At 47.3% G+C, this 20,689-nt stretch carries 18 protein-coding genes and 2 pseudogenes; 10 read left to right on the top strand and 10 right to left on the bottom strand.

Going from position 1 to position 20,689, the window contains the following annotated elements:
- The first annotated feature begins 42 nt into the window (after positions 1–42).
- Positions 43–1,722, top strand: a complete 1,680-nt coding sequence (locus C400_RS0120245; protein WP_017428012.1) for an ABC transporter substrate-binding protein — start codon at positions 43–45, stop codon at positions 1,720–1,722.
- 231 nt (positions 1,723–1,953) lie between these two features.
- Here the strand turns inward: C400_RS0120245 and C400_RS0120240 are convergent, their stop codons facing one another.
- Positions 1,954–4,011 (bottom strand): glycosyl hydrolase, encoded by a 2,058-nt coding sequence (locus C400_RS0120240; RefSeq protein ID WP_231124986.1) that lies wholly within the window; start codon positions 4,009–4,011, stop codon positions 1,954–1,956.
- A 357-nt stretch (positions 4,012–4,368) separates the two neighbouring features.
- Between C400_RS0120240 and C400_RS0120230 the strand changes: the two genes are divergently transcribed.
- From C400_RS0120230 to C400_RS0120225, 3 genes are all read left to right on the top strand, one after another.
- Positions 4,369–5,163 (top strand): GNAT family N-acetyltransferase, encoded by a 795-nt coding sequence (locus C400_RS0120230; RefSeq protein ID WP_016819525.1) that lies wholly within the window; start codon positions 4,369–4,371, stop codon positions 5,161–5,163.
- A gap of 87 nt (positions 5,164–5,250) precedes the next feature.
- The gene (locus C400_RS28105; RefSeq protein ID WP_228552516.1) at positions 5,251–5,451 is read left to right on the top strand and encodes a hypothetical protein; all 201 of its coding nucleotides are present in this window, start codon (positions 5,251–5,253) and stop codon (positions 5,449–5,451) included.
- Between the two features lie 71 nt (positions 5,452–5,522).
- Positions 5,523–6,857, top strand: coding sequence for an SMI1/KNR4 family protein (locus tag C400_RS0120225; protein ID WP_017428010.1), 1,335 nt, complete (start codon positions 5,523–5,525; stop codon positions 6,855–6,857).
- A 113-nt stretch (positions 6,858–6,970) separates the two neighbouring features.
- Here C400_RS0120225 and C400_RS0120220 read toward each other — a convergent pair whose 3' ends face one another.
- A complete protein-coding gene (locus C400_RS0120220) occupies positions 6,971–7,732 on the bottom strand; it encodes an SDR family oxidoreductase (RefSeq protein ID WP_017428009.1) in 762 nt (253 codons plus the stop codon).
- A 211-nt stretch (positions 7,733–7,943) separates the two neighbouring features.
- Entirely contained in the window at positions 7,944–10,376 is a 2,433-nt protein-coding gene (locus C400_RS0120215) for a UvrD-helicase domain-containing protein (RefSeq protein WP_016819528.1), read from the bottom strand.
- Between the two features lie 312 nt (positions 10,377–10,688).
- On the opposite strand from C400_RS0120215, the gene C400_RS0120210 reads away from it, so the two are divergent.
- Entirely contained in the window at positions 10,689–11,534 is an 846-nt protein-coding gene (locus C400_RS0120210; protein ID WP_016819529.1) for a zinc ribbon domain-containing protein, read from the top strand.
- Positions 11,535–11,599: 65 nt separating this feature from the next.
- The gene (locus C400_RS0120205; protein ID WP_017428008.1) at positions 11,600–12,388 is read left to right on the top strand and encodes a TrmB family transcriptional regulator; all 789 of its coding nucleotides are present in this window, start codon (positions 11,600–11,602) and stop codon (positions 12,386–12,388) included.
- Positions 12,389–12,396: 8 nt separating this feature from the next.
- Here the strand turns inward: C400_RS0120205 and C400_RS0120200 are convergent, their stop codons facing one another.
- Positions 12,397–13,029 (bottom strand): NUDIX hydrolase, encoded by a 633-nt coding sequence (locus C400_RS0120200; RefSeq protein ID WP_016819531.1) that lies wholly within the window; start codon positions 13,027–13,029, stop codon positions 12,397–12,399.
- Between the two features lie 173 nt (positions 13,030–13,202).
- On the opposite strand from C400_RS0120200, the gene C400_RS0120195 reads away from it, so the two are divergent.
- Together C400_RS0120195 and C400_RS0120190 are read left to right on the top strand one after the other, a co-directional pair.
- A complete protein-coding gene (locus C400_RS0120195; RefSeq protein WP_016819532.1) occupies positions 13,203–13,496 on the top strand; it encodes a hypothetical protein in 294 nt (97 codons plus the stop codon).
- A 76-nt stretch (positions 13,497–13,572) separates the two neighbouring features.
- The gene (locus C400_RS0120190) at positions 13,573–14,274 is read left to right on the top strand and encodes a histidine phosphatase family protein (protein WP_016819533.1); all 702 of its coding nucleotides are present in this window, start codon (positions 13,573–13,575) and stop codon (positions 14,272–14,274) included.
- An 84-nt stretch (positions 14,275–14,358) separates the two neighbouring features.
- On the opposite strand, the gene mscL is transcribed toward C400_RS0120190, so the two are convergent.
- Entirely contained in the window at positions 14,359–14,853 is a 495-nt protein-coding gene (gene mscL, locus C400_RS0120185) for a large conductance mechanosensitive channel protein MscL (RefSeq protein WP_016819534.1), read from the bottom strand.
- Between the two features lie 150 nt (positions 14,854–15,003).
- On the opposite strand from mscL, the gene C400_RS0120180 reads away from it, so the two are divergent.
- Both C400_RS0120180 and C400_RS0120175 read left to right on the top strand, forming a co-directional pair.
- On the top strand, positions 15,004–15,447 hold the full coding sequence (locus C400_RS0120180; RefSeq protein ID WP_016819535.1) for a carboxymuconolactone decarboxylase family protein: 444 nt from the start codon (positions 15,004–15,006) through the stop codon (positions 15,445–15,447).
- A gap of 18 nt (positions 15,448–15,465) precedes the next feature.
- A complete protein-coding gene (locus C400_RS0120175; protein WP_017428007.1) occupies positions 15,466–16,422 on the top strand; it encodes a sigma-70 family RNA polymerase sigma factor in 957 nt (318 codons plus the stop codon).
- Positions 16,423–16,479: 57 nt separating this feature from the next.
- Here C400_RS0120175 and C400_RS0120170 read toward each other — a convergent pair whose 3' ends face one another.
- The 5 genes and pseudogenes from C400_RS0120170 to C400_RS0120150 all read right to left on the bottom strand — a co-directional run bounded on the left by C400_RS0120170 (position 16,480) and on the right by C400_RS0120150 (position 20,617).
- Positions 16,480–16,818, bottom strand: coding sequence for a DUF4870 domain-containing protein (locus tag C400_RS0120170; RefSeq protein WP_016819537.1), 339 nt, complete (start codon positions 16,816–16,818; stop codon positions 16,480–16,482).
- A 129-nt stretch (positions 16,819–16,947) separates the two neighbouring features.
- Positions 16,948–17,630, bottom strand: a pseudogene (locus C400_RS0120165) (MOSC domain-containing protein).
- Positions 17,631–18,073: 443 nt separating this feature from the next.
- Positions 18,074–18,355 (bottom strand): hypothetical protein, encoded by a 282-nt coding sequence (locus C400_RS0120160; protein WP_016819539.1) that lies wholly within the window; start codon positions 18,353–18,355, stop codon positions 18,074–18,076.
- Between the two features lie 30 nt (positions 18,356–18,385).
- On the bottom strand, positions 18,386–19,537 hold the full coding sequence (locus C400_RS0120155; protein ID WP_016819540.1) for an MGDG synthase family glycosyltransferase: 1,152 nt from the start codon (positions 19,535–19,537) through the stop codon (positions 18,386–18,388).
- Positions 19,538–19,580: 43 nt separating this feature from the next.
- Positions 19,581–20,617, bottom strand: a pseudogene (locus C400_RS0120150) (serine hydrolase domain-containing protein).
- Between the last annotated feature and the right edge of the window lie 72 nt (positions 20,618–20,689).

Here is a 20,689-nt window from a genome sequence, read left to right as displayed (position 1 = left end):
AACGAAGCAGCAAACATTCATTATACAGGGAGGGTTCGCTCCATGAAGTCAAGAAAAAACAGAATGATCGTATCTTTCGTAATGTCACTGACTTTAGTGGCTACCCTAGCAGGGTGCAGCGGTAATAATCCGTCTGAGGCTACCAAGGCCGTAACTACAGGGGACATCACGCTTACTTATTTTTCGGAAGACTCCAGCACGAATTGGAATAATATGAAGGATGAAGTCGGCAAGGTCATCGCGGAAAAAACCGGAGTAACTCTAGATGCTGAATTCGCTGTCGGTGACCCGGTCCAAAAGATTTCCTTGATTGCAGCCACAGGAAACTATCCTGATTTAATCGCTGCTAAGGCGGATGTCGGCAAACTTGTCGATGCTGGCGCAATCATTGATTTGACGGATTTGATCGATAAGCATGCACCAAACATCAAAAAAATGCTAGGAGACAAGCTTGTTCGGGCGAAGTACAGTTTAGATGACCAATCCATCTATGTTATTCCGACCTGGTCCGCTGTCGAAGAAGAAAAAATCAAACCCGACGTAGGATTTAAACTCCAGCACCGTGTCGTCAAGGAAGCGGGATTCCCGGACATTCGTACAGTACAGGATTTCGAAAAAGTCATTAAGGACTATATAACCAAGCATCCGACGGACGAAAATGGCAACAAAAATATCGGACTGTCCCTAAATGCCGACGATTGGCATATGTACCAGGTAACCAACTCAGGCTTCCAAACGACCGGGGGACCAGACGACGGCGAATACTACATTGATCAAAAAACTCACCAAGCGACTTATCATTTCCGCCGACCGGAAGAAAAGGAATATTTCCGTTGGTTAAATCACATGAATGCCATTGGATTGCTTGATTCGGAAAGCTTCGTGCAGAAGACCGATCAGTTTAAGGCAAAAGTGGCTTCTGGCCGCGTACTGGGTCTAGCCGATCCAGAATGGGACTATGGCGATGGACAAAATGCACTGAAGGCGGAAGGCAAATTCGACCAGACTTACGGTCATTACCCAGTCACCATGAGCAAGGAGTACAAGGATACCAACTTCTGGCTGCCTGGTTTTGATGGGGGATACGGAATTTCGATCTCAAGCAAGTGCAAGGACCCGGTACGCGCTATTAAGTTCCTCGATTTTCTGGCATCGGAAGAGGGTCAAGTCCTGAATAACTGGGGAATTGAAGGCAAGCATTACACGGTTAAAGACGGCAAACGGACGATTATTCCGGCTGTACTTGAACGGATGAACAATGACAATGCGGCTTTCCAAAAAGAGTCCGGAATCGGTCTATATTGGAACTTGATGGTCCATTATGGTGATGGCATCAAGGACTCAACTGGCAACTATTTTACTCGTAGTTATCCGGAACTGCTGACGGCGACTTATAACAAGTCGGAGAAGGAAGTTCTGAAGGGCTATAAGATTGAGCACTGGAAGGATCTATTCCCGAAGGAAGATGAATTCCAACCGAGAGCATACGGAGCAGCTTACACGATGCCTCTTCCCAATGACGATCCGGCTGTTATTCTCGGAGCCAAGATGAAGGATATTACATGGAAACGAATTCCCGAAGCTGTCATGACCAAGCCGGAAAACTTCGACAAGGTTTGGGATGCCTATATGGCAGAACTGGAGAAAGCCGGAGTACAAGAAATGGAAGAATCTTTTACCAAGCATATCCAAGACCGAATTAAGCTGTGGTCCACTAACTAACTTGATTCACATAAAAGAACGGGACCGTTTCCACTTTCCTGCCGGAAAGGAGACGGTCCTTTTTTCATAATGGTTTGCCATAGACGACTTTTGCTCAAGGCACAAACAAACAGCGGCTACCCCGGTTATTTTTAGAGGTGGCCGCTGTTTGTTTAAAGTAGACTACTTCGTTACTTCATGACGCTGACGGGACGGTATAGTTACGGATACGGTAATTCTCATAAAAGCGCCTTACTCCGCTTTATTTTTGGATAAAGTAAGCAGGTCTTGAGGAAGCTCATCCCTCGTGATCACGTAATCACTGTTGAACACTTTTATGAGATGATCCAGGGAGTTATATTGTCCATTACGGATGAAGTCGCCCGTCCACGTAGTGAAAAAGAGCCAATGCGCTGAATAGGATTGAAGCAATTCGGGATCGCTAATCGGGCCGTTTTCAGACAGACCAACCAGCTTCTTGCCCTGCACGAGATTCACCAAGCTGTCATACTTGCCGATACTTGGGCTATAATTAGCCGCCTGGTTGTAGATATCCACACTTACAATATCGACGACATCGTCCCCCGGATACCATTCGGGGCTCTCGGAGTTCCATACCCAGATCAGGTTGTTCAGGTGATGGTAGTGTGTTAGGCGGTCGTACATGATACGGTACAGCTGCTTGGCGGAGTCTGGACCTTGGGCGCCCCACCAGAACCATTTGCCCTCCGCCTCGTGCAGCGGTCTCCACAGCACCGGAACGTGAGCGTCTTGGAGGCGTTTCAACTGAGCAGCAATGGCATCGATATCCCTTAGGATAAGCTGATACTCTTCCGACTCGGGATGACTAAGTGCATATTGAACATCGAATGTAGTAGCGTCCGTGTAAAACCCGCGCCACCATTCTTTACCGGGAATATCATACAGTCCCTTAGGAGCATTCCAGTGCCATGCGAATGTGACAAGTCCACCTTCTTGGGCCCATTGAATTGCCTTTTCCACCTCAGTTGAGGTGGCGCCATGCTCGATGCGAGAGGGGGAATAATCCATCATGTCCATTGATAACATGGCAGGATACTTTCCAGTTTGGTCTTTAATCCACTGTGCATCCTCCAAAGTGTGCTGACCGGAAAGAATGTGGCTGCCGTAACTATCCACGAGATAACCCATGAGTGCCGTGGTTTCCGCAGTCGCATTCGGGTTTACTGGCTTTTTCTCAATTTGATGCAGTTTCGGGGGGGACACTGCTGATAGCTTGACGTAGTCGATATGATATTGGTCCGAGTCGACATTGAACTGTAAGATATTGTTTCCCGAATTCAGCATCAGTTTACCGCCGGATACCTCTGTGTAGCTTGCTGTTGTCGGCAATGATATTTCGCTGGTCTGGCCCTTGACCACCAATTGGGTCTTTTTGTCTCCATTGGGGTTACTGTAACCGATTGCAAGATTGTAAAGCCCGCTTGAAGGTGCATTATAGGCAAAGGTTAACGATCCTGTGCTTTTGAAGGCGGCGTAACCGCTACCCGAATAGCCTGTATCAGCAGCTTCGATGTTGACCTCACCAGTAATGACTCCGTCTTCGGCTTCAATTTTGCTAATTGCAGCAGGCAGATTGGCGAATTCAACCTTCACGTATTCGATCCCGTAATATCCCCAGCCTCTTGCAAAAGTAAGCTCGTTTGTGCCGGCATTCAGCATGATCTTGGTTAATATTTTCTCGTTCACTGCCGCACCTTTCGGAGGAGCAGCCAGCGTTATGTTCTCAGACATTGTGCCATTGACCTCGATGCTGGTATCCTTGGAACCAGTGCCCGCCGGAATGTAGTAGCCGAGGCTCAGTCTATAAAGACCTGCTGTGGGCACGTTCACTTTAAACGTGGCCGTCCCGTCGGACTTGCCGGAATTTGGGTCGTAGTCATAAAAGAAGGATACATAGCCATCGCCTTTATAAAGCGTATCGCCGGTATAGGGGGTATCCCGTTTTTCTACACCGTAACCTTGAAGAATTGCATCTTTGGAGCTGACGACGATAGAAGAGGAATTGTCATTAGTGGATGAATCTTGACTTGCATTCATCAACGTTCGCCCTTCAACATCGGTGACCAAGTGAGCTGATTCTGCTTTAGCTAAGCTTGGAATTAAATCAAGAGATACCAACAAAAAGGATAAGAGAACAAAACTGAGAATACTGAAAAACCTTTTTTTCCATGGATCTGGCATATGACTCACTCCTTGAATTAGTAGATGATACCGCCTCAATTGACCTGCAACATGCATTACAGAAAACGCTTTCATTATTGTGTACATATGAAGTACACTTTGAAGTAATCGATGACAGGTGATTAAGGACTAGCTTGCACTTGTAAGCATTTTTTCTTCATTTGTATACGTTTTCAATATTTGGTATTCATTTTTTGGCACCTCACCTCTCTTTAATTTCATCATAAATTAGAGGCGAGGCAGGAACCATACAATGAATTTCGGAGAAAATCATCCTTAAATTATGGATTTTTATACTCCGGTGGCAAGCAATCTTCATATATTCTTTGAGATGTATAACACAAGATTATTAAGGCTATATGGGGTAAGCGGGAAGGATAGTTTCAATTTGTGGTATCATGCCAATAAGAAGATTACCCACATGGAAATGAAAGGGACTAATACATGATTTCTCATCGACTGCTTACCTACGAAACTATTTATCAATTAACGGACCAGATTCATAGGGATCAACACTTGTTATTCTATAGCTATTTAACTCAACGTAAGGAGCAGGCTAAATTTGTTGGTCAATATGTAGATGACAAGCTGACAGGGGTCTTAGCATACTTTTGTGGGCTCTCCTTCCCTGCGTTTTCTTTCCACTGCATCAACCGAGAGCAGCTTAACTTCCTAGCTCTTATTGCTTTTACAGAGGAACTCATTCAACTTAAGAAAAATACCGTTTGTGGTACAATCCTGTGTGATCGTGACCTACAACTTTTTCAGTCTCATGGACTTGTAACGGGTAACCCACAACGTTTCTTAACGATGAAGCATATGGATCAATCGAAACTGCTCGATTCAAACGTGGCTGAGCTAGTTAAGGGAAATGACATTTCAGATATAGTGGATTTATTGCGAAATGGGGGCATGAAATTTTTTACGAGCAGCGAACTTGAACAATATCCTTTCCTTAGGATAAAGGAAAATGGTCATTTTATTGCCGCAGGCGGCTTCCACTTTTATGATTCTAAGCTCGTGGAGCTCGGAAACATATATACAAGCCCTGCTCACAGGGGGAAAGGACTAGCAAAGCACTTGACGAGCCAACTTACAAAACTGGGCAGAACACTATCATCAGATGTCTATCTGGGAGTACTGGAGGAGAACCAGGCTGCTGTACAACTTTACAAAGGATTAGGATATGAGGTCACGGCTGAACAGGCTATTGTTGATTTTAAACTATCTATTGATTGACGAACGAGGAGGGAGAAGGCCCTGAAACAGAATGATATTAATGTTCATCAACTGGCTGGCGAGATCCGTCAAATTTTACACAAGAGAATGGATAAACTAGGTATAGCATACGGCATCGTTAGCGAATTTAGTTATAATCCTGAGGAACTACCATCTTGGATTATTAGTATCGAGGATTCTGAAATCGTACTCACCTCGGCCATCTTGTTCCAATATCTGAAACGGCATCAAAATTTGAAGGATGCGTTAACTCATTTTATGCGCGATCACTTTTCATACTTTAATTAAACAGTATCCACTGGATTATATAAAACTTACTTAAAGGTACATATTATATAGTCAACAGGAGGGTACAAAATATGTGGTTTAGGAAGAAAGAAACGCAACTGGATCGAATACAAAACAAACTGAATCAGGCTATGAGCAAAGACAAGGATTTCTTGGTGTTTGGAGCATCCTCACATCAATATAAGGTTAATGAGAAGCTTACAGCAAAAGCGCTGGCGGACTGGCAAGCCCACAATCAGGTCACACTTCCTGAGCCTTACGCGCTGTTTTTAACGAACGTCGGCAACGGAGGCGCCGGACCCTATTATGGAATTTATCCGATTGAAAAGGCAACTTCCTATACCGAGCACCAGGCACTCCTTGCAAAATCCGTTCTGCACCCCGAGATGACCAAAGAGGAATGGAACCATCTGATTGAGCCCCTGACCAAGGATGAGGACATCCCCGACGAGGAATACGATGACGCCCGTAATAAGGTGCTGGGCGGCATGTTGTGCATAGGCACCCAAGGCTGCGAATACGACATGTATATCGTACTTGAAGGGAAATACAGGGGGAGAATTGTGTACACCTCCGATTTTCATCCCGATCATCCCTTTTTCTTTGTCTATGAAGACAGCTTTCTGGACTGGTACGAACGCTGGCTGGATGAAATTATTCTGGATTATGATATTGGGTGGTTTGGCAGTCGAATGCCGGGTGATGAGAATGCGCTGATCCAGATTTATCAGAGCGCTCCAAACGAAGAAATCCAAGCAAAAGCGCTTGATGGAATGTTCAAATTTAAAGTAGTTTCTCAGCCAACCCTTGTTTTTTTGAAAAAAATTGCGGAGCAAAGCCCAAAAAATCGAGCCACAGCTGTTCGGCTAATCTGCAAAACTTCTTTTGACACGGGAAGAAAATATCTTCTGGAGCTATTGCAATCAGATGAACATGAGGATTTTCTGCAAGCTTTAATGATTCTGCACGCTTCCAGTAAAACAGTAAATTTAAAGGAATTTATTCCAGCGATTTTGCACAGTCTTGATAGGATTCACGACCCGGAAACGTTGCGTTATGCAGGATATATCCTGGAGGATTACGGTGCGATTACGCTCCAGAACTTTGCACCTTTCTTGTGTGACGCCGATCCGAAAATGCAAACCACTGCCATCTATGCCGCACGCAGTTGCGAAAACAAGCTGGGAAGCTGGCAGATCATTGAACAGATGTTGGTGGGCGACGACCCGCATGTTCTGAAAAACTCAATTTTATATTGGGGCGTTATTCCACATGAGAAGTTGCTGCCTTACTATCAGGCGGTATGGCCGGAATATAAAAGAAATCCGAATTTCAAAGAAAAATTTATCAGTTGTTTGCAAGAACTGCATTTGCCAGATGATTATTTTGACAAGGGCGAATCGTGAGAAATGAGATTTGGAAATGACGATGATAACGTGCTAGTCAATCTACTAGGTAAATCAATAAAAAGCGAATTGAAAAAAGGGCAATCCAGCAAAAGGACAGCCCCATAAGCGAGCTATTTTATTGAATTTTTCGTTGCCTTATACATATTTTCTACGTGTTCGTCTACTTCGTCTCGTGACATGCGTAAGCGAGGCACAGAGGTACCAAATCCGATCTCTATTTTCCCCTCTTCTAATCCTTTGAAAATTCCATCTGCGAAGGCATCTAACGGCTCTCCATGCGTATGCAACCCTGCTCCACCTAAATTTGTATTTACTGCTGGCGGGACAACCTCAATTACCTCTACAGACGTATCAGAAAGCTGGTGTCTTAGGCTGATTGTAAAGGAATGAAGTGCCGCTTTCGTTGCTGAATAAATCGGAGCAATCACAAACGGCGTAAAAGCTAACCCAGAAGTGACGTTAATGATAGTCGCCTCTTCTTTTGTTGCAAAATAGGGAGCGAACAACATGGATAGATGGAAAGGTGCTTCAATGTTAGTGGTGATTTCTTTACTGAAATAATCCCAATTGCTTTTTACATCCGTTTTTAGAACGTTAAAGCGTTGCTGGATACCGGCGTTGTTAACTAACACATTTACTTCTGGATAGTTGGCTGTTACCCAATCCGATAAAGCTATACGCTCGGATTCCATATTCAAATCACTTACATGAGTAATAAGGCTAGGCAATTTCTCTTTCGCTTTTTGAAGTACATGTTCACGCCGTCCAGAAACAATGACTTTATTTCCAGCTTTTAAAAATCGTTCTGCAAAGGCTAATCCTATTCCAGTACTTCCACCGGTAATTAGTATTGTATTTCCTGAAAGTTTCATTATATGTTCTCTCCTTTTATTAGTTTTCGTTCTTGTTTCCTGAATGCGCTGTGCCTAAACTGTAACTTTAACTTAGATAAAATTATATATAAAAAAACGGCAGACTAGGATTTTATTCTCACATCCTAGTCTGCCGTTATTTATTTTATTTAGTCTGTCTAAAACTTATTTTCGCAAAAGACAGTTCCATCCGGCTATGTGCGCCTCACATTTATCTGGCCGGGATGTTGCGCGTTCCCTCCGTCATCGGGGAGGAGCAAAGCGGACACACCGGCGGCGTGCCTGCATTGGTCTCCGTTGTGCGGCGTCCACCTACTGTGTCGCGCCGCATCCATGCCTTGCAGGCGGCGTCCGTGCATTTCCACACAGGCACATTGACGCGTGGCTCTGTCTGCGACTTAGCCGCCGCCGAAGCCGTACGTGCTGTAGGGGTTGCTGGGGCTGGTCCCGGCCTGCTGCTCACACGGGTTGCCGTGCCAGACATTGGCGAACCACCGCCAGCCCGGCTGCCATACCCCGAAGTACCCTTCGGTTGGCCGAAGCTACTGCGGCGCGTTTCTGGTTTGGAGACTTCAGGGGTGACCCCATAGGCTTCCAGCAGAAAACGCGACACGGCGGCAGGCTTGCCGTGATTGGAGGCAGGGGAGGTGATATACAGCAGCTCCTTCGCCCGGGTAACGGCTACGTAAGCGAGGCGACGCTCTTCCTCCAGCGCAGCATCGTTATCCACGGCTGTTGCGGGGGCGGCGCCTGCCCGACGATCCTCTGGCAGCTCGCTGTGTAGAGCTGAGCTGTGCGGCAGGATGCCTTCGCTGGCCCCGATCCAATATACGCAAGGGAACTCTAGTCCCTTGGCTCGGTGGATCGTCATGAGCCGAACAGCATCGCTGTCTTCCTCTCTGCGCAGAGATTCCATCTGGCGGTGGCGCTCGGAAAGCTCGTCCGCAAAGTTGACGAATGCCTCTACCGTGTCAAAGCGCTTGGCTGCCGTTTCGAGCTCCTCCAGACTTTCTTGCATCGTTTCCTTATAATGTGTCCATGCGCCTGTATCTCCGCTTTCCAAATATTTGTCATAAAAGACGCGCCGCATTTCTTGAATGGCATAGGCAGGCTTCATGGTAGTGAGACTGCGAATCAATCGAATGCGTTCTTTCACCTGTTCACGCTGAAAATCACGTAGTCGATCCCAACGGCTGAGGTGGATTAGCGGGTATTTTTTAGCCTGCTTCTTCTCTTCACGCATAATCCATTCCATTCCGGCCTCACGAGAGACATACAGCGGTCCAAGGGTGCTTGGAATAGATTCCATTCGCCGGGGATTCAGCGACAGACGCAAGTGGTCCATTAAGGGACGAATCAGAGATTGATCGTAAAATACGGCTCCCGCTCCGTACTGAATAAATGGGACATCCCGCATAATCAATTGCTCAAAAATAGATCTGCTTCCGCTGGCTGTCCGGTGCAAAATAGCGATATCCCGGTAGCGAAGCCGACCTTCCTCTACCTGTCCGAGTAGATGAGTAACAATATGTCCCGCCTCTTCCTCAGGCCCGGATGGGGTGGCAAACTGTGGCGGCAAGCCCTCACGCCCGGCAGCCGCAAGACGTTTGGAACGTCGATGAACATTTTTAGCGACGATGTTGGAACCCAGCCCCAAAATGCGCGCATCACTACGATAATTAATATCAAGGGTGATGACCTTTGCATCTTTATAGACCTTGTCAAATTCCAGAATGGAATCCTGGCGGGCTCCGTTAAAGGTATAGATCGTCTGGTCATCATCTCCGACGACCATCAGATTGCGATGCCTCGCAGCCAATCGCTGCACCATTTCGTATTGCAGGGCATTCGTATCCTGGAATTCATCCACCATGATATAGGAAAAACGCCGTTGAAGCGGCTGAAGCACATCCGGGTCACGCAGGAGAACAGAGGCACGTAGCAGAATATCGTCAAAATCCATCTTATTGCGTTCCTGTTTCCACGCTTCATAGGCGAGCATGGCACGCTTGGCATCCGCTTCCTCGCGCATGGTTTCCGGCAACTCGTCTGCGCTACGGCCTTCCGCTTTCCAGGCGGAGAGTGCGGACAGCAGGCTTTCCGGCTGGAAAGCCTCACTCAGTCCAAGCTGGCGTAGCATCATTTTCATAACGGTATGTTGGGCCTGCGTTTCACCGAACACTTCGTCTTGCACGCCGCGATGACGCAGCATCGCCAAAGCGAATGAGTGGAAGGTACGCGCCTGTACTGCGCGTGCAGCGGCAGGTCGCACACCGGGTAATCCCGCGATGCGCAGCTTCATTTCGGCAGCTGCTTTGCTGGTGAAGGTCACCAGCAGGATGGAAGATGCAGGGACATCCCGCATCGCCATAAGGTAGCCTGCACGGGCTGCCAGCACCGTGGTTTTGCCGCAGCCAGCCCCTGCCAGGGTGAGAAGGGGGCCTTTACCATGGCGTACAGCCTGAATCTGCGGGCGGTTCAGATGAATGCCGGCGTTCTCTATAGCACGAAAATAGGCTGCGTCTTGGTCGCTGTCGGGTACCAGCGTTATACTGGTATCCATAGAAGCTCGACGTGCCTGAGGGCTCGTCGTTGAATAAGGAACCCCGATGGGTCGGGGGTAAAATGCAGGATTTGGGTTCATGATCCTGAAACCCCTTTCGTTCTTAAAATCTTCCATTTTCACAAATGGGGGTAGTTTTTGGTATGATAGAGTTCTAGTCAGCTTTAGATGATGATAAGAACAAGGCGATGGACTAAAATGATACTGAATTCATGCGGATCTAGAGCTGGAGCGTCAGAATGTTAATAGGTTGACGCCAATGCCTATAGCCTTCAAACAGGCAATATGACCGCATTCCATTATACAGGAGTTCGAGGCTTGCCAACAGAAAAAAAACTTTGGGATATACGGACGGTACAGTGAAATCCGGCTGGATATGGGGAGGAAATAACGATGAAGCTGATTCAACGTATAAAAGAAGGCGCTAATCGCGCAACAGAAAAGGCGCAGCATGCTGTCGAGATTAGTAAGATCAATTCGCAAATTACAACAATTCAGCAGGAAATGGATGTACACTTTTTACGAATGGGTCAAATCTTTTACGAAGGCTATCGGGCGGCCGATATGTCAGTGGCTGAAACCGAGATGACACAGTTGTCTACTGCTTGTGATGAGCTTCAGGATGAAATTGATGAGCTGCGTAGTAGAATTGCAGAATTGAAAAATGCCCATTTATGTACTTGTGGTGCAGTTGTGCCGCTGGATGCGAACTTTTGCCCCAAATGCGGACGCAAGCTGAATGAAGGGCAGGCTGCCTCCAAGCAAGTAGCGGCCGTGCGGGAAGAGGTGCCGACAGACGCCTATTCGTTTGATCTGCGCAAGTCAGAGGCAGTGAAGGATGCTGCGCCTGCTTACACGGAGTATGCAGTAGATGAAGTCATCGATCGGCATGAACAGGATGAGCGGTATGAAACGCATGATCCAACGGAATTTGACCGCAATTACACGGTGTCTGATTTTACTCCGGAAGAAAAAGCGGCATTTGATGAAGAGTGGGAGCGCCGTCGTCAGGAAGAACTGGAGAAAGAACACCAGCGTCTTGAAGAACTGGAACGTGAGCGGGAGCGTCAAGAGGAGCTGGATGAGCGCATTCGATATTGGAAGGCCAACAATTCCGGGTCCGAGAAGCCGGCAACACCGTCTACGCAAATACGCGAAAATGTAAAATGCCAAATCTGCACAGCGGAACTACCCAAAGGCTCCAAATGGTGTCCGCGCTGTGGAGCTGAACAGATTTGACGCAGCCGAACAGGCTGCCGCAGGACACAGACATAACGCCGGGCAGCATAGGGGGAACAGAACATATGGAGCGTTTGCTGCAACATCTGCGGAATCTGGGTTTTACGGAGATGGAAGCCAAGGTGATGGTCGAGCTTTCGAGACAAAATGCAGCGTCCGGCTATGAAGTGGCTAAGCGTTTGGGGGCATCGCGCTCCAACGTGTACGCAGCTTTGCAGCGTTTGGCCGGACAGGGATATCTCAGAGCGAGTGCAGGAGAACCTGTACGCTACAGCATGCTGCCGCCGGGTGAGCTGACCCGGATGATTGAAGGGCAGATGCGGGAATCCCTGCTGGCGGTGGAGAAGGAGATGCCACGAACAGAACCAGCCAAGCCGACCTTTTATAACGTGGAAGGTGACCGGAAGGTGCTGGAAAGCCTGACACGCGAGCTGGAACGGGCTAAGCATGAGATTGTGCTGGATTTGTGGCGTGAGGAAGCCGAACTGCTGCGGGAAGAGTTGAAAAAAGCCGAGAGTCGGGGTGTGCGACTCCTATGGTCCTGCGACAACGGAGAAAGCATGTTGGGGCCGTGGCTACCGCGTGCATCTGGTACAAACGGCCAGGAACCGTCAGGGCGCAAGTTTTCCTTTGTTATTGACCGGCGTTGGTGCATGCTGGGAATGCGGGGAGAGAATTGCCCGACACAGGCGCTTATTACCGAGCATCCGGTGATGACAGGTTTGCTGCTTGATCATTTTGCTCAGGATCTTATTTTGTATGAACTGGAGCATGATATGGGCAGCGAGCTGTCGACCCGATATGGCTGGCGGTATGAAGGCATTGTCGGCAAATATATGTCAGCCGGAGAATAGGTTAAGGACTACTGGGAGGGAAGTTCCATTAGAGCCCGGCATACAGATGTAATATAGCCCGCTTGATGAGGCACAAATTGATCCGGTGTAATCAGGCGGCGAGTTTTTTCCGGGTTCGGCCCCGACGTAATACCTTGGGCTTCGATAAATGGAATATGGCCTTCAAACAGGGCCAGTGCTTGCTCAAGGTCTGCTTCGTACAGTCCAGCTACTTCTTCCTGCTGGAGACAATAGGCTTCCAGGGGCTGGTTGGACAGCAGTCCAAACACCGAGCTGATCTCCCGATCCCAAAAAGAGGTGCCCTGTGCGGTACCTTTACTTTCATACCGAACGGTCATCAGCGGTGTTAAGGAGGTAAAGGGAACATGAATGCCCAGTTCTTCCTCCAGCTCGCGAGCTGCCTGGGACATATCTTCGCCTGAGGTCAAATGCCCTGCTGCTGTAATATCGTAGCATCCGGGGAAGGTGTCCTTTGTATCCTGACGCTGTTGGAATAGCAAGCGGCGGCCTGTCGAAGTGTCTCGTGCCAGCCAGCAGTGAAAGGTATGGTGCCAGTATCCCTTGGCATGTGCTTCCTGTCGAGAGGCTGTGCCAAGGGGGTTGTCTTCATCGTCATAGATATCCAGAAGCTCGCTAGTCATCGTGGTTCCTCCTATAATCAGCAGAAAATCAAAGTCTTACTTTACAGTATAACGTGTTTTCCACCCTGACGATATGATGGTCGATGTGGAATGTGGAGTAGCTTTTGGGGTATGCTGGGAACATGGAGATTTGCGCCATAACATAGGTTTATGATTGAAAGGAGCGATTTTACATGGAATGTATTGTACATTTCCGAGTGATGCATCCAGAGGAGCCCAAAGAACTGCGCGGGCTGATTATGCTGGAAAGCGGAGGCAAGCCGGGGATTGACCAAATAACAGATATGTTCAAAAATATGGGCTATGATGTGCGTCCAGACAACCCGGAGGAATTGATTTTTAAACCAGTCGATGCCAGAGCGAACTATACATATATCCGGGTTATTGAGCTGGATACGGGTGAGGAAGTTTACCAAGAAGACAGAGATTTGCGCGCGATTTTGGAAAATTTGCTGAATAAACATTAATTAAAGATCAGGAGAGCTAACCGATGGAATGAGATCAAGCGATCCTGTCGCCATTCTTAGGAACGGAGAACCAATGATGAGATTGTATATTATCCGACATGCAGACCCTGATTACCCTAACAACACCATCACGCCGGAGGGACATTTGGAAGCCAAGGCACTGGCCAAACGACTGTCCAGTCATGGATTGGACCGTATTTACGTCTCTCCGTTAGGGCGGGCTTTGGACACAATGCGCTACACCACCGACTCTCTCGGTATGACTTATGAAGTGGAGGACTGGACGCAGGAGCTGGCTCTAAAGCTGGAGGATACTCCATACGGTCGTCTTTCCCATTGGGATTTGCCTGGTGAAGTGATTCGTTCCGGGTCGCCTCTGCCGACTCATGACTCTTGGAAGGAAATTTCCTATTATCAGGGGACGCAAAGTCCCGAAACCTTCGAGCGACTGAAGGTTCATTCTGATGAATTCCTGAAGCGGCAAGGCTTTGAGCGGGTGGAGGGCAGGTACCGAATTTTGAAGCATACCGAAGACAGGGTAGCCGTATTTTGTCATGGCGGCTTCGGGCTGACCTGGCTTGCACATCTGTTGGAACTACCTTTGGCTTTGGTCTGGTCCGGTTTTTGGATGCCGCCTAGCTCTGTAACCACCATCTTGTTTGATGAACGCTCCAAGGAATGGGCAGTTCCCCGTTGCATTGGCTTCGGTGATGTCTCCCATTTGTACGCAGAAGGTTTGCCAGTCAGACCTCGGGGTATTATTACCAACTTCAATTAATGGGATTTCTATACGATGCCAAAACGGCTTAAGACGAACCACCGTCTTAAGCCGTTTGTTGTATTCATAGGAGTGTAGGTTGAGTCAGCGTGATTCAACGAATCCCTCTAGCTTGGATGTGCAATGTGCACAGCGGGTAGCAGCTATAGGAATTTCCGACAGGCAATGTGGGCATTCCTTGATCGTTTTTTCCTCCAGAGGTTTTTCTTCCTCTTTGCGCTTCAGCATGTTAATCCCTTTGACCAGCATGAACACACAGAAGGCCACGATGAGAAAGTCCAGCAGGACATTAATAAACTGACCATAGGCAAGGACCGCAATTCCTGCTTCTTTGGCTTGTGCTAGGGTTTTGCGTGTACCGTCAGCATTTAGAGGATCGGCGGCTTGTAAAGCTACATATAAGTCTGGAAAATTCATGCCGCCCAGAAGTTTACCAATCGGAGGCATAATAATATCGTTCACCACAGAAGTGACAATCTTGCCAAACGCACCACCAATGATAACGCCGACCGCGAGGTCAATCACGTTACCCCGTACAGCGAATTCTTTAAATTCTTTAATAAAACCTTTTCCGCTCATGTGATGTACACCTTCTTTACATAAAATCATTTATTTATAATACATGCTATGCCTACTGAGGGCAATTCCAAATTGATGTATTGCACTTTGTCACAAAACCACATGTTCATTTGTCTTCTATATGTAAACCAATAATGGAGGCGATGTATCGTGAGTTTAAGATTTAATCACAGAGCAGTGAGTCCTAGTACATTCAAGGCAATGATGGAGATGGAAAAATATATTTCCGGCCGTTTTACAGACAAAGTATTGTACGAACTATTGAAAATTAGAGTATCCCAAATCAATGGCTGTTCCTATTGTCTTGATATGCATGCAAAGGATTTGCTAAAACTAGGCGATTATGCTGACCATATTTTGCAGCTTGCTTTATGGCGGGAGGTTCCTTTGTTCACGGAAAAAGAACGTGCTATGCTTGAATTAGCCGAAGCGGTCACTCATATCTCAGAGCAAGGGGTACCTACAGACTTGTATAATCGGGTCAGAGAACATTTTACAGAGGAAGAGTACGTAGATTTGATTACCGCAATTAATGTGATCAACAGCTGGAACCGGATTGCCATAGCGACCGGGATGTATCCAGGCAGTCTTTAATGAATAGGGGGCTATGCTTTGTCTGGCAAAGAATACGGAATTGAACAGGAATCGGTGGATGTAAGTCTGGAGGAGCTGTATCAGAAATATCGCAAATATTCTTTTGCCATTGCTTATCGCATGCTTGGAACGGTTACAGATGCCGAGGATGTCGTTCAAGACTGCTTTGTCGAGCTGGAGCATAAGCCCCTGAATGACATACAGAACCCCAAAGCCTATGTAGCCAAAATGACGATGAATCGGTGTCTCAATCTACTGAATTCTGCGCGCAAGCAAAGAGAGACGTATGTAGGACAGTGGCTACCAGAGCCGTTGGGTGAAAGCGCGGATCTTCCTGCCGATTGGTTAGAACGTAAAGATATGATATCTTACGCATTTCTGGTTCTGCTGGAGCAGCTAAAGCCGATAGAACGGGCTGTTTTTGTGCTGAGAGAAGCTTTTCAGTATGATTATAAAGATATTGCGGAATTACTGGGCAAGACCGAGAGCAATTGTCGTCAGTTGTTCAGTCGCTCCCGTCGTATTCTATCTTCCGGAGACTCTGCTCCTGAAGCTCCAATCAGTCCTAATATAAATAACTCTTCCCGGGTAAAACTGCTGGAACGTTTTACAACTGCTTTTCTCGCCTACGATGTGACTGCTATGCTGGAACTACTGGCTGAACAACCTGTATTCGTGTCAGATGGTGGAGGTAATGTGCATACGGTGATGAGACCGATGGTTGTACGCAAAGGCGTTCTCGCACTGTTGACCTCTCGTCGGGTATTAACCGTTTTACGAGAAAGAGATGTGGTCCACACGGTCATCAATGGTGAGGTTCAGCTGGCATTTCTGAAAGACGGTGAAGTGAGAGAAACCTTGTGTCTCAGACTGGCACCGGACGGGGAGCATATTCAGAATTTTTATTTAATGGTTAATCCAGATAAGCTAGGACACATTCATATAAGGACAGAAGAAGCAAGCGTAAAAGAATGAACTGCCCAAACGGAAAAACCTTGAATCCTTGTTTAGGATCAAGGTTTTTTGCTGTCTTTATAACTGCCGGGCTTGATGAAGAGCCAGATCGCCTATCCAGGGAAGCTTGAGCCACTTTCCTTGTCCCGCACGAATTAACAAGATAATCCACATGGCAAGGCTTGTCAGCGTTAGCAGGGAAGCGAGCAAAGGACCGAGTAGCGGAATGAATCCGACTAGCACATGCCCGATCATGAGGGCTACAAAAAGAAGTATGGATTGCAGTGCGTGAAATAATACGAATCGGCTTTTCTTTTCCAGCATGACAAAGGCCAGCGCTCCAATAAATGCGAACAAATAGCACAGGACAGCTGCTATATTTTCATCCAGTCCTGTGGAAGACTTATAGACTGACATGTCAGGCATATCCTCCTTTATAAATGATTCAAGCTAAGTCTCCGTACTATACAAGCTATGAGGACAGGATTGAAGGATATGCCCGATCTCGGTAAAAAAGTTAACTCTACATATTGAACCACTTTCACCTTACGAATTGCCTGATAGTCTTTCCCGAGAATCCGTTTCTGTTCCCGCCAAACGTTTTAGAAACGTATTTCTCCAGTTTACGGACAATTCTTCCACTTCGAGAATTTGTTTAATACCCTCGATATGATCCTTCTCTTGATGCATAATTCGATTGGCAAATGAAACCGTAATTGCTTTCGGATGGTGATGAAGGAGGGATAGTCCGTCGGCTTTAGAGACAACTCCCTCTTCCAGAACGCGGAAGTAGAATCCCGTGTAGCCTGTTTGCTGTACCTTCAAGGGCATGTCCGGTACGCCGTACTTGATGGACAACTTATAGCAAGGCTGTCTCGGCTGGCTAACTTGAACGATAGCTTTGCCAAGCTTAAAGACGTCTCCAATGCAAACGTCGGATTCTAGCAAACCCTTTATCGTTAAATTTTCACCGAATGCGCCGTAATCGAGCGGACTCCGCAATTCATTTTCCCAGAACGGGTAGTGCTCGTAGGGATAGACGCATACAGCTTTCTCGTGCCCTCCGTGATGAACTAGATCGCCCTGCCCATCCCCTTCGAAGTTTAGATAGATAAATACAGATATTCATCTGTGGCCGATTTGATTATCCCCGTAGAAACATCCTTCTGATTAAACCGGATCTGCTTGGGCATGCCGACATTAAGAGAAAGGATTTTAATAGATGCCATTCGGATCACCTCTACTCCAAATTTTGGTCAACGAGTTTCGCTAGATGCTTCTATATTCGCGTTCCTGCATTCCTGTTCCGCTTTCATCACGTCCATGATGACTCCGCCTTTTTACATTTCGGTAATTCCTCTTGTGACTCTGTTCGTCCCCGTTTCCATTTTACACTTCTCCATGCGCTATTTGCGAATTAGAGATGTGTATAAAAATACGAAAAAGGCTGAACGAAAAAGATTCGTTCAGCCTTTTAAACAGTTATACACATGTTTTGCACATGTTGTACGCACTTTATCCACCGCATAATAGTGTTTATCCACAAAAACAACGTGGTTTATACACAACTTGTGCACAAACTGTAGACAATATTACAATAATCCATAGTTTGCACACAGTTTGTCCACAAACTATCAACATATTGGTAGTAATTGTGGATATACTTCCGTAATTATCGGTCGCCAGTTTTTAAATGACGGCGCGGGTGTGTGATTTTACCCATTTTATTCTTGTCATCCTCTTTGGGGATAAGTCGTTCATCGGTACGTCCTTCGTGATGGTTCTCAAAGGCATATTCGGTCATTTTCCACTCAGAAGTACCCAAAACAACATCAGCGGGAAAGTGCTGGCCTCTGTGCAAATGCTGCTCATGTCCATCCTCATCCACATAAATACCATCCACTTCTACCTTTTCACCCGTTAGTGGGAGTAAATCCTTTCCTTTGTGTTCCATTGGTATCCCCTCCGTCTGGCTTATTCTTCGTTAATTTGTCCGGACGGAGGTTCTTTTATCCACAAGCTGCTGTAAAATATCCTCGGCAATCTGGTCTGCGGGATGAGGTTTGCGAAGTAACTCAATCGCCTGCTTCATTTCCTTAGCAAGAGAGGGAGTGGAGATCAGATCCAGACAATGTTGAATCAGTTCCTCCGTTGTGCGAGCAATGCGGGCAGCTCCTTTTTGCTGCAGATACAGAGCATTATTTAGTTCCTGACCGGGTACGGGTTTGAACACCAGGATAGGCAAACCCGATGCGATGCTTTCCGAGAGTGTGATACCGCCGGGCTTTGTAATCACCAGACTGCTTGCTCGCATAAGTGCTGGAACGTAGTCCACAAATCCGTAGGTGTAGATGTCGGGGTGGTCTGCATACAGCGCATCCAATTCTGCTTTCAGCTGCTGATTGCGTCCGCAGACGATCAGCAGTCGAAGCTGCGGCAGCTGGCTTAAATGATGACAGATATCCAGTATGCCGGATAACACACCATACGCACCTGCCATAATGAGCAGCGTGGTCGTCTCAGCTTGTAACGGTGGGATTACCTGTTGCTGATCAGGGGGTTCGTTGACAGATAGGTTATAAAAAGAAGCGTGAATCGGAATTCCAGTCGCGGCAATACGTTCGATAGGTATTCCCCGCTGTGCGGCCTCCTGCTGCAGATCCTCAGTAGCTACATAGTAGCGGTCAATATCGGGATGTAGCCAGCGCCCATGCAGGTCAAAGTCTGTAACCACGTTGACAATAGGCAAATTCATCCCCATTTTGCGGCGTAACGCTGGAAGAGCGAGCTGCGGGAACGTATGGATCACGAGATCCGGTAATTCCTTTTTCAGTGTGAGAGCAAGTTGACGCATTCCGAATGAATGCAACACATGGCCAAAGGCTGATTTAGCCTGCATACCGCGCGTGATGTTATAGACCCAGCCGTAAAGCTGTGGAATGGTTTTGAAACTTTGCATATATACAAATTTGGTCAGCCCATTCAACCATGGATGAGATTCAGCCATCAGGTCGAGTAGTTGTACCTCGCAGTGTCCGAGTCTTCGCAGACTATCCATGATTGCCCGGGCGGCCTGCACATGGCCTTCCCCGTAGCTGGCGTATAAAATTAGAATTTTCGGTGCTGAGACTTTCATGATTGTTTAGCCCCCTATATTCAATAAGCACATGTAGCTCATTTTAGGAACGTTCCAAGTTGAGGGAGGATACGGCTGGCAAGACGAAACGCTCTAGCAGTGTTCGTGGGTTTTTCCAACGGCTCACCTTGCTGTCTGCTGTAAATACCACGACTGCATTCGCTTCCGGTATCAGATATATTTGCTGTCCTCCATGTCCGTGTGCACACGCATAGTCAATGCCGTAGAGTCGTCCAGTCCACCATTGGAATCCGTAATCTCCGAATTCTGGATAGCCTTCAATCTGTCGCTGCGTCGCCTGATGCAGCCAATCGGCTGGAATCAATTCTCTTCCATTCCAGATGCCTTGATGAAGGCAGCAATCGCCGAATTTAGCCATGTCTCGCGACGTCAGATACAGTCCGATATGGCCCATGGTGTAACCCTCTGGATCTTGTGCCCAACCACTTCTCCCGAAACCTAACGGTTCGAATAAATGCTGGAGAGCGTACGTATAGGCGTCCATGCCACAGCAACGGGTCAGGAGCACGGACAGCAGATGTGAATCAACACTGCGATATTGGAATACCCCGATTTGATCCTCCTGTACAGGTAAGCGAAGGGCAAAGGACGGCCAGCTCTTGCTGCGATGAAAACGGTGGATAAAGGCTTCGCCGAGCTTTTTGCCCGTCTGCCAATACAAGCCTGACGTCATAGTCAACAAATGACGAATCGTAATCCGCTCTAGCAGTGTTTCCTTCCGCCGGGGCAAATACTCAGGCAACAGCTTATGCACAGCCGTATCTGGTCCGGGCATATCCCCACGTGCCATAGCCATGCCGACGAGCGTGGAAGTGAAGCTTTTGGTCGCGGAACGCAAATCGTTCAGAGCGCTTGCTTCATGACCGTTGTAATAGCGTTCCCAGATCAGCTTGCCGTGGCGAAGCAGGAGAAAGCTGTGCATTTTCGGAAATTTAGCTCGGATTTCATGATCTGCCTGATCAAGTAGGGAGCATCGATGCCTTCCTCTTCACAAGTTCCGAGGTTCAGCGCAGACAGACGGGCAACAGGTGCAGTGAACAGTGGAGCATAACGGCTCATCCCTTTCCCCCCTTTTTATGTTTATTTATTTTACCCCAAACACATACGCTCCAAAAGCCGATAAATAAGGTA

This window comes from Paenibacillus sp. ICGEB2008 (assembly GCF_000307675.1).
GTDB classification, from domain to species: Bacteria; Bacillota; Bacilli; order Paenibacillales; family Paenibacillaceae; genus Paenibacillus; species Paenibacillus polymyxa.
The sequence above is the reverse complement of the archived record's forward strand: the minus strand, read 5'-3'. Positions and strand labels throughout refer to the sequence as shown.